Raw genomic sequence first — 16,752 nt, forward strand, 5'->3', positions numbered from 1 at the left:
CACGAACCATCAGATCAGGGAACGAATCTGGATGGTCTGCGTGCGGCCCGGACCGACGCCGATGGCGGAGATCGGGGCGCCGCTCATCTCCTCCAGCGCCCTGACGTACGCCTGCGCGTTCGGCGGCAGGTCCTCGAACGTCTTGGCGCCGGTGATGTCCTCCTGCCAGCCGGGCAGCTCCTCGTAGATCGGCGTGGCGTGGTGGAACTCGGTCTGCGTCATGGGGATCTCGTCGTGGCGGACGCCGTCCACGTCGTACGCCACGCAGACCGGGATCCGCTCCAGGCCGGACAGCACGTCGAGCTTGGTCAGGAAGAAGTCGGTCACGCCGTTGATCCGGGTGGCGTACCGCGCGATGACCGCGTCGAACCAGCCGCAGCGGCGGTTGCGGCCGGTGGTGACGCCGTACTCGCCGCCGGTCTGGCGCAGCCAGTCGCCCTGCTCGTCGAGCAGCTCCGTCGGGAACGGCCCGGACCCCACGCGCGTGGTGTACGCCTTGAGGATGCCGATGATCCTGGTCAGGCGGGTGGGCGGGATGCCGGAGCCGGCGCAGGCGCCGCCGGAGGTGGGCGAGCTGGAGGTCACGAAGGGATAGGTGCCGTGGTCGATGTCGAGCAGCGTGCCCTGCCCGCCCTCCAGAAGCACGACCTTGTCCTGGTCGAGCGCCCGCGAGAGCACGAGCGAGGTGTCGGCGATGTGGGGGCGCAGCCGCTCGGCGTAGCCGAGGTACTCCTCCAGCACCTTCGCCGGGTCGATCCCGCGACGGTTGTAGATCTTGGTGAGGATCTGGTTCTTCTCGCCCACCGCGGCCTCGATCTTCTTGCCGAGGATGCCGGGGTCGAGCAGGTCCTGGACCCGGATGCCCATGCGGTAGATCTTGTCGCCGTACGCCGGGCCGATGCCGCGGCCGGTCGTGCCGATCTTGGCCTTGCCCAGGAAACGCTCGCTGACCTTGTCGATGGCCTTGTGCTGGGGCATGATCAAATGAGCGTTGGCCGAGATCAGCAGCCGGTCGCAGGAGATGCCCCGCTCGGCCAGCCCGTCGATCTCGCCGAGCAGCACGCCCGGGTCCACCACCACGCCGTTGCCGATCACCGGGACCACGTCGGGGGAGAGCACGCCCGTCGGAAGCAGGTGCAACGCGTACTTCTGGTCGCCGATGACGACGGTGTGGCCCGCGTTGTTGCCACCCTGGTAACGCACGACGTAGTCGACGTCACCACCAAGCAGGTCGGTGGCCTTCCCCTTGCCCTCATCGCCCCACTGGGCGCCAACGAGAACGACAGCCGGCATGGTTCAACTCCCGCACCAAGACGAAAAGCCCCTGACGCAAGCGCGGCAGGGGCCTCTTGCACACAGAGACTACCTGAGGGGCATGCCGACGGTGAACGGAGTCTTAAGTCACAAGACGGATTGATTGTCCCGCTTAATGCCCCGTTTGGGCGGTTTGTCCAGGAGTCATCCAGGCAATTCGTTAAAGAGATCGTTCAGGGGTTGGGTGCGAGCGCCTCCGCGGCCTCCCGGCTGCTGTCACGCAGGAACTGGGCGCAGCGCTCGGCCTCGTCCTTCTCGCCGATCGCCTGTGCCGCCCGGGCCAGGGCGTTCAGACAGCGCAGGAACCCCCGGTTGGGCTCGTGCTCCCACGGGATCGGCCCGTGCCCCTTCCAGCCCGCCCGGCGCAGCTGGTCGAGACCCCGGTGATAACCGGTGCGCGCGAACGCGTACGAGGTGACGGCGTGACCCGCGGCGAAGTAGTCGTCGGCGAGAGCGGCCCAGGCCGCGGAGTAGGCGGGGAAACGGGCTGCCACGTCGGCCGCCTTGGCGCCCGACTCGAGCATCTGCCGCGCTTCGGGGTTGTCCGGCAGCAGGGTGGGCGGCGGGCCGGCAAGGAGGTTCTCGTGCGATTCCATGGGGACAGTCTTACCCGTCCAAGAGCCACACGGGTATGGGCGGCCCGGTGGGAACCGAAGACCGATACAAGAATGCGGCTTCGCGTTTCCCGCCGGGCCGTGCCCTGACTACTTGAGCTTGGTGCCCGCGGACTTGAGCTGCTGGCACGCCTCGACGATGCGCGCGGCCATGCCGGCCTCGGCGGCCTTGCCGTACGAGCGCGGGTCGTAGGCCTTCTTGTTGCCGACCTCGCCGTCGACCTTCAGCACGCCGTCGTAGTTGCGGAACATGTGGTCCACGATCGGGCGGGTGAAGGCGTACTGCGTGTCGGTGTCGATGTTCATCTTCACCACGCCGTACGAGATCGACTCGCGGATCTCCTCCAGGGTGGAGCCGGAGCCGCCGTGGAAGACCAGCGAGAACGGCTTCTCCTTGCCGTACTTGGCGCCGACGGCCTCCTGGATCTCCTTGAGCACGCTCGGGCGCAGCTTGACGTGGCCCGGCTTGTACACGCCGTGGACGTTGCCGAAGGTGGCGGCCACGATGTAGCGGCCACGCTCGCCGAGGCCGAGGGTCTCGGCGACGGCCAGGGCGTCCTCCGGCGTCGTGTACAGCTTCTCGTTGATCTCGCCGACGATGCCGTCCTCCTCACCGCCGACCACGCCGATCTCGATCTCGAGGACGACCTTGGCGGCGGCGGTCTTGTCGAGCAGCTCGCTCGCGATCTGGAGGTTCTCGTCCAGCGGCACGGCGGAGCCGTCCCACATGTGCGACTGGAACAGCGGGTCCTGGCCGCGCGCGACGCGCTCGGCGGAGATCTCCAGCAGCGGGCGGACGAAGGAGCCGAGCTTGTCCTTCGGGCAGTGGTCGGTGTGCAGCGCCACCGTCACCGGGTACTTCTCGGCGACCACGCGGGCGAACTCGGCGAACGCCACCGACCCGGTGACCATGTCCTTCACGGTGGTGCCGGAGAGGAACTCCGCGCCACCGGTCGACACCTGGATGATCCCGTCACTTTCCGCCTCCGCGAAGCCGCGCAGCGCGGCGTGCAGGGTCTGCGACGAGGTCACGTTGATCGCCGGGTAAGCGAAACCGCCCGCTTTGGCGCGGTCGAGCATCTCGGCGTAGACCTCTGGAGTCGCGATAGGCATGCGAAGTCATCTCCTTCTGACGGTATGCGGCGTGGCAAGTATCCCGAAGGGCGGGCCGATCGGGAAAGCCGGGTATGCGGGGCACCGGGAAAGCCGCGGTCATTCCGCGATTCACGGTTTTCCACAGCCCTGCCGCTTCTCAGTCTGATCTCACCCGGGACGGGTAGGCTCGCCCCGTGGACGTGCTCTTGGACCTTCTTGACCCGAAGTGGTGGCTGAGCATGCTCGGCGCCTTCGCGACGATCGGCGTCATCGCCATCGTATTCGCCGAGACCGGGCTGCTCGTCGGGTTCTTCCTGCCCGGTGACTCGTTGTTGGTGACCGCTGGGATTTTCAGCACCGTCGCCGCAGCGGAGGGATTCGGGATCGCGCCGCTGTCACTGCCCACTCTGTTGATCGGCGCACCGCTCGCGGCCATCGCCGGAGCGCAGTTGGGCCACTTCCTGGGGGCGAAGGTCGGGCGAAAGATGTTCGACAAGCCCGACTCCCGGCTGTTCAAGAGGGAGCACGTCGAGAAGGCGGAGTACTACTTCGAGAAGTTCGGCCCCGCGAAGGCCGTGGTCGCCGCGCGGTTCATGCCGATCGTCCGCACCTTCATGAACCCGGTGGCCGGCGTGCTGGAGATGGACGCGCGCCGTTTCTTCGTCTGGAACGCCCTCGGCGGGGTCGTCTGGGTCGAGGCCCTGCTGCTGCTCGGCTATTTCCTCGGCAGCAAGGTCGAGGGCATCGACAGGTTCATCCTTCCGGGCGTCTTCGTCGTCGTCCTCCTGTCGGTGATCCCGATCGTGCGCGAGGTCCTGAAGAACCGCAAGGCCGCCGCCGCCGTCCCCAAGGGCCGACACCACGCACCCCGGTAAAGCGTCCGGCGGGGCGGTGCCGCCGTGGGCCGTCCGTACGGGGAGCCGGGGATGACCTGCGGGAAAGTGCTGCCGCACAAGAAGTGACCGGTCAGTACTGAGATATGCCTCACACCCGCTACTCTCCCGATTGTGGGACGCCACAGGTCTGATCCCCTCGGTGTCGCCAGGCTGGCGCTGGTCGGCCTGGCGGCAGTGCTGCTGCTCGCGGTCATCGTGGTCGGCGCGAGAGCGCTGCTGTCCACGTTCGGCTCGGAGGAACCCGCCTCCGACACGGCCTCCACCTCGCCGGCGCGGCCCACCGCCGAATCCTCCAAGCCTCGCGTGCCCACCGTACGCGTGGTCTGCAAGGCCGACCTGTGCCCCGTGTTCGTCCGGGTGCCCGGTGGCGACGTGCTCATCGACCGCGACCTGGCCCGGGGCGAGGAGGCGTCCTACTTCCAGCCCGAGCTCGACGTCGTCCTCGACGACGCGAGCACGGTCCAGGTCTTCGAGAACGGAACCGCCAGGTCACCCGGGCCGGCCGGTGAGCGGCAGGCGTTCAGCGTGAAGCGGTCCGAGGATCAGTGAGCGCCAGGTCCGCGAGCGAGTAGGCGGAGCGGTAGGGGATTCCCGTCGCGGCCAGCGCCTCGTCGCCGCCCCGGTGCACGATCGTCGCGATGCCCACGACCTGCGCGCCGGCCTCGCGCAACGCCTCCACGGCGGTGAGCACGGACCCGCCCGTCGTGGTGGTGTCCTCCACTGCGAGCACCCGGCGCCCGGCGACGTCCGGGCCCTCGATCCTGCGCTGCAGGCCGTGGGCCTTGCCCGCCTTGCGCACCACGAACGCGTCGAGCCTGCGGCCACGCGCCGCCGCGGCGTGCAGCATCGACGTCGCCACCGGGTCGGCGCCCAGCGTGAGCCCGCCGACCGCCTCGTAGTCCAGGTCTTCGGTGAGGTCCAGCATCACGCGGCCCACCAGCGGGGCCGCCACGCCGTCCAGGGTGATGCGGCGCAGATCGACGTACCAGTCGGCCTCCTTGCCGGAGGACAGCACGACCCGCCCGTGCACCACGGCCTTGTTCTTGATCTCGTCAAGCAGTCTCTCGCGGTCACTCATGAGCCTCAGCGTACGGCCGGCCCCGCGGTGCGGGCCGTACGGGGCGGGTGGGGTGGGCGTGGCGTGCGATGACTACTGAGAGTAAAGAGGGTCCAGCGGTTTAGCCAGGACATGGACTGCGGAATGTATGGCCGTGCAACTCATCGTAATCGCGAGGTCGCAATGCGTAGAGAAGTCCGGCATACCGACATGGAACTGCTTGAGGCCGTGCGGGGAGGCGACACGGCGGCCTTCGGGACCCTCTACCGGCGTCACTCGGCCGCCGCCCGGTCCTTGGCGCGGCAGGTCGTGCAAGGCGAGGACGCGGTCGAGGATCTCCTCGTCGAGGCCTTCGCGAGGGTTCTCGAAGCGGTGCGGCGGGGCGGCGGGCCCGCCTGCGCGTTCCGGCCCTACCTCTTGGCGTCCGTGCGCCGCTACGCCGCCGCCGGAGTGGCCGATCTGGCCGACGGCGACTCCCTCTACGTGGACCCCGAGCTCACGGGGCTGGAGCGCTCGCCGCTCGCCCGTGCGTACCGCTCGCTGCCGGAGCGCTGGCGCGCGTTGCTGTGGCACGTGGAGATCGAAGGCGGCAGGCCCGCCGACGCGGGGCCGCTGCTCGGCCTGTCGGGCAGGGCCGCGGCCCTTCTCGTCCGGAGGGCCCGCCAGGGGCTGCGGGAGGCGTACCTGCGGCTGCATCTGGAGAACGGCCCGCGCGCCGAGTGCCGCCCGATCCTGTCCATGATTCTGCGGTACGTCGAGAACGGCCTGCCCAAGCAGGAGGCGGGTGAGGTCGACGCCCACGTGGCCGAGTGCATCGACTGCCGGTCGGTCTTCCTCCAGATGATCGATCTCACCCAGGAGCTGCGGGCCGTCGTCGGGCAGCTCGTCGCCGGGCCCGCCGTGGACGGCTACCTCGCCGATCTCGCCACCGCGACCGTCACGGGAGCACGGTCGTACGGCGGCGGCATGACGGGCGGCACGAGCGGGCGCGGGCCGAACGGCAGGGCAGGCGGCAGGGTGGGCCGCAGGGTGGGCGGCAGGGCAGTAGGCGGGGCAGTGGGCAGCGTGGGCACCCGGGCGCGGGCGCGGCTGGAGGCCGTGCGCCAGCACATCGGGGCGTTGGCAGGCCGGGCGGACCTCCGCATGCGGGGCGCCGTCCGGGCAGCCGAGGACGGGACGGGCACAGCGGGGCCCACGCGCGGCCGGGCGGACGCGCTGCGCGCGGCCTGCGGCCGGGCCCTGGCGATGATCCGGCGCGCGTGGGCGAAGGCGAGCGCGGCGCCGGGCGCGGTCTGGAGCACGATCTGGGGCACGGTGTGGGGCCGTGCGCGGGCGATGACCGGGCGCGTGTACGCGAAGGTCGGCCCGGAACCGGGCTCGCGAGCGGGCCTGACCACGGGCCTGATCGCGGGCCTGAAGACGGGCTCGAAAGTGGGCCCGGCGATCGGCAGGGCGCTGAGGATGGCGTTCGCGCGGGTGCGTGCGGCGCTGGTGTGGCTGTCCGAGCTGGTGCGGAGCGTGCCGACGCCGCATCGGGCGGTGCTGGGAGGCATCGCCGTGGCGGCCCTCGCGACGGCCGCCTTCCTGCTCGTCGCCCAGCCGACGGGCGTGCTCTTCACCGGCGGCACGAGGGAACAGGACGGAACACGGGCCCTGGACCGCCCGCAGCCGGCGGCCGGCCCCTCGCGTTCGCAGGCCGCCACGGGCGACACCAGCGCGGCCGGCGTCCCGTCCGATCCGCAGACCCCGAGCGGGGAGGCGTCCCATACGGCCGCGAGCGGCCCGGCGCCGGAGATCGTGGACGACCCGGCGGCGGAGAGCGATGCCGATGGGCCGGGCGCGGGCATCGCGCTCGGCATGCCCGAGATCACCGGCGAGGTGACGCCTGGTGCCGATCAGCGGTCGCCACGCGCGGAAGGCCGTGGTAGCTCGGGTGAGCTTCCGTCGGCCACAGGTCACGACGACGGACGATCGGCGGCCCCCGGTGTCCAAGGCCGCGAGGGCGGACAGCACGCGGACGCAGGTCGGGAGAGCGGTCGTCTCACGGGTCGCGGGCAGGACGGCAGGGGACAGGGCAGCAGAGCGCAGGCAGGCACGGAGCAGACGGGCACGGGGCAGGCGGGCACAGGGAAGGGCACGGAGCAGACGGGCACGGGGCAGGCGGGCACAGGGAAGGGCACGGAGCAGGCGGGCACGGGGCAGGCGGGCACAGGGAGCACAGGGCAGGCGGGCACAGGGAAGGGCACGGAGCAGGCGGGCACAGGGAGCACAGGGCAGGCGAGCAGGGGGCAGACGGGCTCGGAGCGGGCGGGCACAGGGAAGAGCACAGGGCAGGCGGGCAGGCGACCGGTTAGCGAGCCGGACACGACCGTCCTCGCCGATCGTGAGCGGGCTTCCCGCCCTGCGGATGCCGCGAAAGCCTCGACTCCGGAACGGGAACAGGTGCGACGTCAGCTCTCTCGTCACCCGTACCAGGACCACCGTGCCCAGGCCGGGGCGCAGGGTGGTGCCCAAGGCGGCCAGGCCGGGGCGAGAGGCAGCGTTGGCAGCGCGCAGCGCAGTGTTCAAGGCAGCGCTCAGCGCAGTGCTCAGGGCAGTGCCGAAAGCAGCGCCAAGGCTGGGGCGCGGAGCAGCGCTCAGGGCGGGCAGCCTCGCTCGAAGGCGGACGCGAGCGGTGCCGAGGCCCGTGCGAAGGGCGGGGCTCGGCAGACGTCGGAGGGGGCTCGTGAGCGGCGCGAGCCGCAGGCGGGCCGTCCGGCAGCGGATCGCGCCCCGAAAGTGCGGCCAGGAACCGCTCAGGGCCCCCGGCAGGCCGGTGAGCGAGGCCGTGAGGCCCGTGAACACGCCAAGTCGGGCGGGAGCCATCCCGGAGCCCAGAAGGCCGCAGGGAGCGGGAAGAAGGCGAAGGAGGCGCTCGTCGCCGCCGTCGATCCGCTCGGCGCCCTGCTGCGCGGCCAGACCGGGCTCGTCGCCGTACGGCTGCGCAACGCGGGTGATGCGGCCACCGGCGAGATCACCGCGACGGTGACTCTGCCGCCCGGCGTCCGCTACCTGGGTCAGGACGGAGGTCGAGGCCGCGCGGCGGGCGGCGGCAAGCGACAGGGCCACGAGACGAAGCCGGGCGTCACCGGGCAGAACGGTGCAGCCCCCGAGCCGGGCGGCGGCACAGGTCAGGGGCGTGCGGCAGGGCGTACCGAGGGCGCGCGCTCGGGAAACGCGGCGAGCGGTAGCGCGGGTCAGGGGCGTGCGGCAGGGAGCACCCAGGGCGCGAACGCGGGAAGCGGGGTCGGTCCGGGGCGTACGGAGGGCGCGCGCTCGGGAAACGCGGCGAGCGGTAGCGCGGGTCAGGGGCGCGCCGCCAGCGGGGGCACGGAGGGCGCGAACGCGGGGAGCGGGGCGAGCGGTAGCGCGGGTCAGGGGCGCGCCGCCAGCGGGGGCACGGAGGGCGCGAACGCGGGAAGCGCGGTGGGTGACGGCTGGTCGTGTGAGGCGTCGGGCCGCTCGGTGACGGGCCAGGTGGTGCGGTGCGTCCGGGGACCGCTCGCCGCCGGTGAGGTGACGGCGATCTTCCTGAAGGTGGCCGTGGCGGCGGACGCGCCCACGGGACGGGCCTTCACGGTGCGGATACGGTCGGGGCGGCTGGAGACCACCGCCTCGTCGACCGTGGGAGTGCGGGCCTCGGGCGCGGCCGCGCGCTTCGCCGCGGACGGCCGCCTCCTCGCCCGGGTCGTCGGCAACACGCTCGTGGGCACCGCGCCGGCCGCTCCCTGCGGGGTCGCCACGGGCGGCCGGGGCCGGGCCTCCGGCGTGAGTGTGCCGGTGGACCTCGACAAAGACCCCTCGACGCGTACGTCCAGTTGCGCCGATCTCGACCTGCCCGCCGGAAGCCGGGTGTTGTGGGCGGGTCTCTACTGGTCCGGCGGCGGCCGGGGTGCGGCCCCCGCGGGCGACATCAAGGTGCGCGCGCCGAAAGCGCCGGGATACGCGACCCTGCACGCCGCCGAGGTCACCCGGAGGGATCTGCCCTCCGGGTCCGGCTATCAGGCGTTCGCCGACGTGACCTCTCTCGTCCGTACGGCGGGCGGGGGCCGCTGGTGGGTCGCCGGAACCCCGGCGCGTACGGGATCGGTCCGGCACGCGGCCTGGGGCCTGGTGGTGATGGCCGAGGACGAGCGGCAGCCGTACACCCGGGCCGTGGTCCTGGACGCCGCGGCGGTCATCGGGAGCGAGGAGAAGGCCCTGCGGCTCCCGCTCGACGGGCTGGCCCCCGGCGGCGCGCCCGCGCGCATCGACCTGATGGTGTGGAACGGCGAGGGGGTCAAGGCGGGGGTCGTCAAGATGAGTGATCGCGCGTCCGGCGGCGGAGCGGACCGGAGCCCGGAGGGTGTCCTCGGCCAGGGAGACGCCGGAGGCGTCGCGGTCGACACCCTGCACGCCCTGCTGGGACCTCGCCCCGCGCTTCAGCTCGCCACCCGGCGCGACCCCGTCTTCTTCGGCGTCGCGGTCGTGAGCGCGAGAACGTGGTCTTGACAGCCTCCCTTGCTGCACAGCCCTTGCCGCAAGGGGATTTCGAGCCGTGGCCGGTCGTTCCCGGGGTGCTTTTTTCCATACCAAATTGGTGAGAGGCGATACCCGGACAAACTGGTACGGTCGGCGTGAACGCTTGCGATCCCAGGGTTGTCGGCGTCCTGATCCCCCACCAGGCGGGCGAGGGCTGAATCGCCGGGAATCACCCTCGCGGGAAGACACGCTTGTCTACCCTGAGAGAGCCACGTAGGAAGGGCGGTGTCGCGTGGATCGCTGCGCGCTGTTCGTTGACGCCGGCTACTTGCTGGCAGACGGCGCGATGGCCGTCCACGGGACTCGCCATCGCGAGTCCGTCTCCTGGGACTATCCGGGCCTGCTGCAGCTCCTGACCAACCTGTCAAGAGAGCGCACGGGCCTTCCGCTCCTGCGCTGCTACTGGTATGAGGCGACCGTCGAGGGCCGCCGCACGCCGGAGCACGACGTGCTGGCGGACATCCCCGGGCTCAAGCTCCGCCTCGGCCGGATCCGGCCGGGCCGCCGGGAGGGCGTGGACGCCCAGGTCCACCGCGACCTCATGACGCTGGCGCGCAACAACGCGGTCTGCGACGCGGTCGTGGTGAGCGGCGACGAGGACCTCGCCCAGGTGGTGAGCGACGCGCAGGACCTCGGCATCCGCGTGACCGTCATGCAGATCGCCGCCGACGGCGCATGGTCGGCGGCCCGCACTCTGCGGCAGGAGTGCGACGACCTCGTCGAGATCGCGAGCGGCCACCTCCGGCCGTACGTCACGATGCTCACCGGAGCGGACCCGGGCCCCGGCCTCGGCAACGGCCAGTCGCACGGCAACGGCCTCGTTCCCCTCGGCAACGGCTCGCTGTCCAACGGGACGCACCTCAACGGCTCCCAGCCGAACGGCTCCCTGCAGAACGGCTCCCTGCAGAACGGGACACAGCACAACGGGACACAGCACAACGGGACACAGCCGAACAGCTCCCAGCAGAACGGCATCCCGTCGCAGGGGAGCCACTCTCCCGGCCTTCCCAGTGGGACGGCCCCGGTGGCGGGAGCGCACGGCGCCCTCCCCCAGAGCGCGTCGTACGACCTGGGCGTTTCCGGCGGGGTGTCGAACCTCCCCCAGCCGAACGCCACTGGAGCGCCCGGCACGGGCACCCCCAGCGGCGGCTCGCATGGCACCGGCGTCCCCGGGAGCGGCACTCCCGCGGACAGCGCCCAGGGAAGCGGTGCGCAGAGAGGCGGCGCTCACGGCACGGGCGTCCCCAATATGAGCGTCCCCAATATGAGCGCCCCCAATATGAGCGCTCCCGGTATGAGCACGCACGACTCGGGCGCCCATGGCATGGGTGCGTCCGGCATGGGCGTCAACGGCATGGCCACTCATGACTCGGGTGTCCCCGGCATCGGTGCTCCCGGTCCAGGCGCGAACGGCATGGGCACCAACAGCATGGGTGTCAACGGCATGGGCACGCACGACTCCGGTGCCCACGGTGCCGGCTCTCATGGCGTCGGCTCCCAGGGCACGGGTTCTCGCGGCGCTGGTTCCCCCGGCTCGGGTTCCCCCGGCTCGGGTTCTCACGGTTCGGGTTCTCACGGCGCGGGCTCCCAGAGCACGGGCTCCCAAAGCACGGGCTCTCACGGCACTGCTTCGCACGGCACGGGCTCTCTCAATGCCGGCTCCGCCGGCAGCACTGGGGCGCACAGCGGCGGGCGGTCCTCGGCCGCCCACGCGCGTCCGGCGCTGCCCGCGCAGCCGTCCCCGCCGGTCTACAACGGCTACTCGCCCGAGTCGCAGCAGCCCGCCCAGCCGCCCCAGCAGCAGCGCCAGGCCCAGCCGTCCGCGAGCACCCCGCTGCCTGCCCCACCGGCGTCCACCCCTCCGTCACCACCGTCGCCGCCCGTCCAGACCCCGCCGAGCAGCCCGGTGGGCAGCCCGGCGCAGAGCCAGTACGGCTCCGGCTCCACGGGCTACTCGCCCTCGCAGCTCGGGCCGTACACGGGTCCGCAGCCCGCGCCGGTGCCGGTCCACACGGGAGGCACCACGACGCTCGCCGAGGCGGTGAAGGCGGCGCACAAGGAGGGCCACGACTTCGGCGAGTCGGTCGCCAGGGACGCCCCCGCGCTCTGGTTGGAGGCCGTGCTCGCCCGCAAGCCGCGGATGCCGTCCGACCTGGAGGCCCGCCTGCTGCAGGGGTCCTCGCTGCCGATCGACTTCCTGCTGCACGACGAGGTCCGGCACGCCCTGCGCCGCGGCTTCTGGGACGCCCTGGAGCGCGCCCGCCGCTGATCCCCTCGAAACGCCGGGCCGCGACCGACCGTAACGGTCCGGTCGCGACGCGCGGTCGTCAGCCGAGGGCGTCGAACCCGGCGCGCAGGTGGGCGACGCGCTCGCCCAGCTCGGTGACGGCGCCGTTCAGGGGCGTGTCGCCGGACTTGTCCGCCAGCTCCCGCACCCGCCGCAGCTCGTCCTCCACGGCGGTGACGCGGCTGGACAGCTCGGCCAGCACGGAGGTGTGGTCGCCGCCGCCCGGCAGCTCGTTCGACAGGCGTTCGCGCAGCAACGCGGCCTGCTCGGCGAGCCGCCGGTTCATCGTGTAGAGCTCCACGAACACGGCGACCTTGGCCCGCAGCACCCAGGGGTCGAACGGCTTGGTGAGGTAGTCGACGGCCCCCGCGGCGTACCCGCGGAAGGCGTAGTCGGGGGCGCTGTCGACCACGGTCAGGAAGATGATCGGGATGTTCCTGGTGCGCTCTCGCCGCTTGATGTGCGCGGCGGTCTCGAAGCCGTCCATGCCCGGCATGCGCACGTCGAGCAGGATCAGGGCGAAGTCGGTGGACAGGAGGGCCTTCAGCGCCTCCTCACCGGACCGGGCCCGTACGGGCACGACGTCCAGCGAGCTGAGGATCGCCTCCAGGGCGATCAGGTTCTCCTCGCGGTCGTCGACCAGCAGGACCCTGGCGCGGTCGGGCATTGATCATGCCTCCTGGGAGTCTCGGGACTCTGGGGACGGCACGCCCCTCGATCGTTCTGTGCCCCCGCTGCGCCCGCGCATGAGCCATCCGCGCAGGCGTTCAAGGAGCCGGTCGACGTCGACGGGCTTGGGCACGTAGTCTGACGCGCCCGACGCGATGCTCTTCTCGCGGTCTCCCCGCATGACCTTCGCCGTCAGCGCGATGATCGGCAGGTCGGCGAACTGCGGCATGGTGCGGATCGCCGAGGTCGTGGCCCAGCCGTCCATCTCGGGCATCATGATGTCCATCAGCACGAGCGCCACGTCCTCGTTGCGTTCGAGCTGCTCGATGCCCTCGCGGCCGTTCTCGGCGTACACGACGGTCGAGCCGTGCCGCTCCAGCACGCTGGTCAGCGCGAAGACGTTGCGGATGTCGTCGTCCACAATGAGGATCTTTGCCCCGGACAGCGGATCTTCACCCTGCCAGTCGTTGCCGTCCACCAGCGGCGTGTACGGGGGGACCGGGAGGTCGGTCGGGAGGGGGATCTCCGGGAGGATGTCCTTGATGTGCAGCTCGGGCACCTCGTCCTCACGGACGTCCGGCTCCGTGGGGGTGGCGATCGCGCCGCCGTCGGGCGCGGCGAGCGGCCCCGAGTAGTCCGAGGGCAGATAGAGCGTGAACGTGCTGCCCTCTCCGGGGACGCTCTGCACGTGGATCTCGCCGCCGAGCAGGCGGGCGATCTCCCGGCAGATCGACAGGCCGAGGCCGGTGCCGCCGTACTTGCGGCTGGTCGTGCCGTCGGCCTGGCGGAACTGCTCGAAGATCACTTCGAGCTTGTCCGGCGCGATGCCGATGCCGGTGTCGACGACACGGAAGGCCAGCATGCCCTCCGGCGAGCCCTGCAGCTTCTCGTCCACGTAGGTGACGTCGGCGGGCGCGCGGGTCACCTCCAGCCTGACCTCGCCCTCGTGGGTGAACTTCACCGCGTTGGACAGCAGGTTGCGCAGCACCTGCTGCAGCCGCTGCTCGTCGCTGCTCAGGTCGTCGGGAACGGAGGGGTCGACCTGGACCGTGAACGACAGGCCCTTGTCCTGTGCCAGCGGCGCGAAGGTGGCCTCCATGTAGTCGACCAGAGCGGACAGCGACATCGTCTGCGGATGGATGTCCATGCGGCCGGCCTCGACCTTCGTCAGGTCGAGGATGTCGTTGATCAGCTGGAGCAGCGCGGAGCCGGCGTCGTGGATGGTCCGGGCGAACTCCACCTGCTGCGGGGTGAGGTTGCCCTCGTCGTTCTCGGTCAGCAGCTTGGCGAGCACGAGCAGGCTGTTGAGCGGGGTGCGCAGCTCGTGGGACATGTTGGCGAGGAACTCGGACTTGTAGCGCGAGGACACCGCGAGCTGCTCGGCCCGCTCCTCCAGCGTCCGCCGGGCCTGCTCGATCTGGAAGTTCTGGATCTCGATGGCGCGGTTCTGCTTGGCCAGCAGCGCCGCCTTGTCCTCCAGCTCGGCGTTGGACCGGCGCAGCTCCTCCTGCTGGCGCTGCAGCTCGTCGGAGCGCTCCTGCAGCTCGATCGCGAGCCGCTGCGACTCGGTGAGCAGGTCTTCGGTGCGGGAGTTGGCCATGATCGTGTTGATCGTGACCCCGATGGTCTCGACGAGCTGGGTGAGGAACGCCAGGTGGACCTCGCTGAACTGGGTGAACGAGGCCATCTCCAGGACGCCGAGCACCTTGTTCTCGAAGAGGATCGGCAGCACGACGATCTGCGCCGGGTTCGACCGGCTGAGCCCGGTCTCGACCGTGATCGAGTCGACCGGCACGCCTTCGAGGATGACCTGCTTGGCCTCCAGCGCGGCCTGGCCGATGATGCCCTCGCCCAGCTCGAAGCTCGGCTTGGGGGTGGAGCCCGGCTGGATGCCGTACCCGGCGATGAGGTTGAGCCGGCCGTCGTCGTACAGGTAGCAGGCGCCGTGGCTGGCCGAGACGAGCGGGGTGAGCTCGCTCATGATCAGGCGGGCGACCTCGATCAGGTCGCGGTGGCCCTGCATCAGGCGGGAGATCCTGGCCAGGTTGGACTTGAGCCAGTCCTGCTCCTGGTTGGTCTTGGTCGTCTCGCGCAGCGTGGCGACCATCGTGTTGATGTTGTCCTTGAGCTGGGCCAGCTCGCCGGGCGCCTCGACGGTGATCGACCGGGTCAGGTCGCCGCGGGCGACCGCGCTGGTCACCTGGGCGATCGCGCGCACCTGGGTGGTGAGGTTGCCGGCCAGCTCGTTCACGCTCTCGGTGAGCCGCTTCCAGGTGCCCTCGACGCCCTCGACCCGGGCCTGGCCGCCGAGCTGGCCCTCCGAGCCCACCTCGCGGGCGACGCGGGTGACCTCGGAGGCGAACGAGGAGAGCTGGTCGACCATGGTGTTCATGGTGCTCTTGAGCTCGAGGATCTCGCCCTGGGCGTCGACGTCGATCTTGCGGGTCAGGTCGCCGTTGGCGACGGCGGTGGTGACCTGGGCGATGTTGCGCACCTGATAGGTGAAGCTGTTGGCCATCGAGTTGACGTTGTCGGTGAGGTCCTTCCAGACGCCCGACACGCCGGGAACGCGCGCCTGGCCGCCCAGCCGTCCCTCGGTGCCGACCTCGCGGGCGACGCGGGTCACCTCGTCGGCGAACGCCGAGAGCTGGTCGACCATCGTGTTCATCGTGTCCTTGAGCTCAAGGATCTCGCCCTGGGCGTCCACGGTGATCTTCTTGGACAGGTTGCCCTGCGCCACCGCGGTGGACACGACGGCGATCTGACGGATCTGCGACGTCAGGTTGTTCGCCATGAAGTTGACGTTGTCGGTGAGGTCCTTCCAGATCCCCGACACGCCGCGCACCTGTGCCTGGCCGCCCAGCCGTCCCTCGGTGCCGACCTCGCGGGCGACGCGGGTCACCTCGGAGGCGAACGAGGAGAGCTGGTCGACCATGGTGTTCATGGTGCTCTTGAGTTCGAGCATCTCGCCCTGGGCGTCGACGTCGATCTTGCGGGTGAAGTCGCCGTTGGCGACGGCGGTGGTGACCTGGGCGATGTTGCGCACCTGATAGGTCAGGTTGTTGGCCATCGAGTTGACGTTGTCGGTGAGGTCCTTCCAGACGCCCGACACGCCCTTCACTTCCGCACGGCCGCCCAGCTTGCCCTCGGTGCCGACCTCGCGGGCGACGCGGGTGACCTCGTCCGCGAACGCCGAGAGCTGGTCGACCATCGTGTTGAGGGTCTCCTTGAGTTCGAGGATCTCGCCCTGGGCGTCTACGGTGATCTTCTTGGTCAGGTTGCCCTGCGCGACGGCGGTGGAGACGACGGCGATCTGGCGCACCTGGGAGGTCAGGTTGTTGGCCATGAAGTTGACGTTGTCGGTGAGGTCCTTCCAGACCCCCGACACGCCGCGCACCTGCGCCTGGCCGCCCAGCTTGCCCTCGGTGCCGACCTCGCGGGCGACGCGGGTGACCTCCTCGGCGAACGCCGAGAGCTGGTCGACCATCGTGTTGACGGTGTGCTTCAGCTCCAGCATCTCGCCGACGGCGTCGACGGTGACCTTGCGGCTCAGGTCGCCTCGCGCGACTCCGGTCGTCACCTCGGCGATGTCGCGGACCTGCGCGGAGACGCGGTCGGACATCGTGTTGACGGCCTCGGTGAGATCGCGCCAGCTTCCCGACATGCCGCGCAGGTTGGCCCGGCCGCCCAGCTTGCCCTCGGTGCCGAGGTCGCGGGTGACCCGCGTCACCTCGGAGGTGAACAGGGAGAGCTGGTCGACCATGCCGTTGATGGCCTTGCCCAGGCGGCGTACCTCGCCCCGGGCCGCGCGGTCCACGTCGATCCGGCGGGACAGGTCGCCCTTGGCCACCGCGTCGATGACGTCGGCGGCGCCGCTGACCGGCGTCACGATGGCATCGATGAGCTCGTTGACCGAGCCCACGCTCTCCGCCCACGCGCCGACGCCCGGCCCGGGGCTCAGCCGTTCGGTGAAACGGCCCTCCTTGACGATCTCGCGGCGGACCCGGGCGAGCTCGTTGGCGAGGTGTTCGCGCCGGTCGGCCACCTCGTTGAGCAGCAGCCGGATCTCGCTGAGGATGCCCGGCGGGGCGTGGGAGACGCGACGGCGGAAGTCGCCGTCACGCCATGTGATGAGCGTTTCCAGGAACGGCACGAGATCGGATTCGCGGTAGACCCGTTCGGTCCCGGCCAGCTCGGCGTTGGCGGGCGACATTTAGCCTCCTTTACCCCGACGGGGCTGACGCGACCAAGGCGTTCGGC

At 71.0% G+C, this 16,752-nt stretch carries 10 protein-coding genes; 4 read left to right on the top strand and 6 right to left on the bottom strand.

All coding sequences use genetic code 11. The features are described 5' to 3' along the window. Positions 1-9: 9 nt before the first annotated feature. The 3 genes from FLV34_RS09490 to fbaA all read right to left on the bottom strand — a co-directional run bounded on the left by FLV34_RS09490 (position 10) and on the right by fbaA (position 3,041). A complete protein-coding gene (locus FLV34_RS09490; protein ID WP_142649032.1) occupies positions 10-1,293 on the bottom strand; it encodes an adenylosuccinate synthase in 1,284 nt (427 codons plus the stop codon). 194 nt (positions 1,294-1,487) lie between these two features. Next, a complete protein-coding gene (locus FLV34_RS09495) occupies positions 1,488-1,910 on the bottom strand; it encodes a DUF3151 domain-containing protein (protein WP_142649033.1) in 423 nt (140 codons plus the stop codon). Between the two features lie 108 nt (positions 1,911-2,018). Further along, the gene (gene fbaA / locus FLV34_RS09500; protein WP_142649034.1) at positions 2,019-3,041 is read right to left on the bottom strand and encodes a class II fructose-bisphosphate aldolase; all 1,023 of its coding nucleotides are present in this window, start codon (positions 3,039-3,041) and stop codon (positions 2,019-2,021) included. 176 nt (positions 3,042-3,217) lie between these two features. On the opposite strand from fbaA, the gene FLV34_RS09505 reads away from it, so the two are divergent. Then, complete coding sequence (locus FLV34_RS09505; protein ID WP_260617350.1) at positions 3,218-3,898, top strand: DedA family protein; 681 nt, start codon at positions 3,218-3,220, stop codon at positions 3,896-3,898. Positions 3,899-4,030: 132 nt separating this feature from the next. Next, positions 4,031-4,468, top strand: coding sequence for a hypothetical protein (locus FLV34_RS09510; RefSeq protein WP_147942903.1), 438 nt, complete (start codon positions 4,031-4,033; stop codon positions 4,466-4,468). Here FLV34_RS09510 and pyrE read toward each other — a convergent pair. Then, the gene (pyrE, locus tag FLV34_RS09515) at positions 4,440-4,997 is read right to left on the bottom strand and encodes an orotate phosphoribosyltransferase (RefSeq protein ID WP_147942904.1); all 558 of its coding nucleotides are present in this window, start codon (positions 4,995-4,997) and stop codon (positions 4,440-4,442) included. The two genes, FLV34_RS09510 and pyrE, sit on opposite strands and share 29 nt — an antisense overlap. Before the next feature lie 189 nt (positions 4,998-5,186). On the opposite strand from pyrE, the gene FLV34_RS09520 reads away from it, so the two are divergent. Together FLV34_RS09520 and FLV34_RS42275 are read left to right on the top strand one after the other, a co-directional pair. After that, positions 5,187-9,506, top strand: coding sequence for a sigma factor (locus FLV34_RS09520; RefSeq protein ID WP_187280587.1), 4,320 nt, complete (start codon positions 5,187-5,189; stop codon positions 9,504-9,506). A gap of 262 nt (positions 9,507-9,768) precedes the next feature. Then, complete coding sequence (locus tag FLV34_RS42275; protein WP_261985714.1) at positions 9,769-11,805, top strand: NYN domain-containing protein; 2,037 nt, start codon at positions 9,769-9,771, stop codon at positions 11,803-11,805. A gap of 58 nt (positions 11,806-11,863) precedes the next feature. On the opposite strand, the gene FLV34_RS09535 is transcribed toward FLV34_RS42275, so the two are convergent. Continuing rightward, a complete protein-coding gene (locus FLV34_RS09535; RefSeq protein ID WP_142649038.1) occupies positions 11,864-12,490 on the bottom strand; it encodes a two-component system response regulator in 627 nt (208 codons plus the stop codon). 3 nt (positions 12,491-12,493) lie between these two features. Continuing rightward, positions 12,494-16,705: a HAMP domain-containing protein gene (locus FLV34_RS09540; protein WP_142649039.1), complete on the bottom strand. Its 4,212-nt coding sequence runs from the start codon at positions 16,703-16,705 to the stop codon at positions 12,494-12,496. Positions 16,706-16,752: the final 47 nt, after the last annotated feature.

The sequence above is a fragment of the Microbispora sp. CSR-4 genome, from assembly GCF_008033685.1.
Lineage (GTDB): Bacteria > Actinomycetota > Actinomycetes > Streptosporangiales > Streptosporangiaceae > Microbispora.

Coding starts and splice junctions, on each gene's coding strand:
- FLV34_RS09495 (WP_142649033.1), bottom strand. CDS start 1,910: ATGGAATCGCACGAGAACCTCCTTGCCGGCCCGCCGCCCACCCTGCTG.
- FLV34_RS09535 (WP_142649038.1), bottom strand. CDS start 12,490: ATGCCCGACCGCGCCAGGGTCCTGCTGGTCGACGACCGCGAGGAGAAC.
- FLV34_RS09490 (WP_142649032.1), bottom strand. CDS start 1,293: ATGCCGGCTGTCGTTCTCGTTGGCGCCCAGTGGGGCGATGAGGGCAAG.
- FLV34_RS09520 (WP_187280587.1), top strand. CDS start 5,187: ATGGAACTGCTTGAGGCCGTGCGGGGAGGCGACACGGCGGCCTTCGGG.
- FLV34_RS09540 (WP_142649039.1), bottom strand. CDS start 16,705: ATGTCGCCCGCCAACGCCGAGCTGGCCGGGACCGAACGGGTCTACCGC.
- pyrE (WP_147942904.1), bottom strand. CDS start 4,997: ATGAGTGACCGCGAGAGACTGCTTGACGAGATCAAGAACAAGGCCGTG.
- fbaA (WP_142649034.1), bottom strand. CDS start 3,041: ATGCCTATCGCGACTCCAGAGGTCTACGCCGAGATGCTCGACCGCGCC.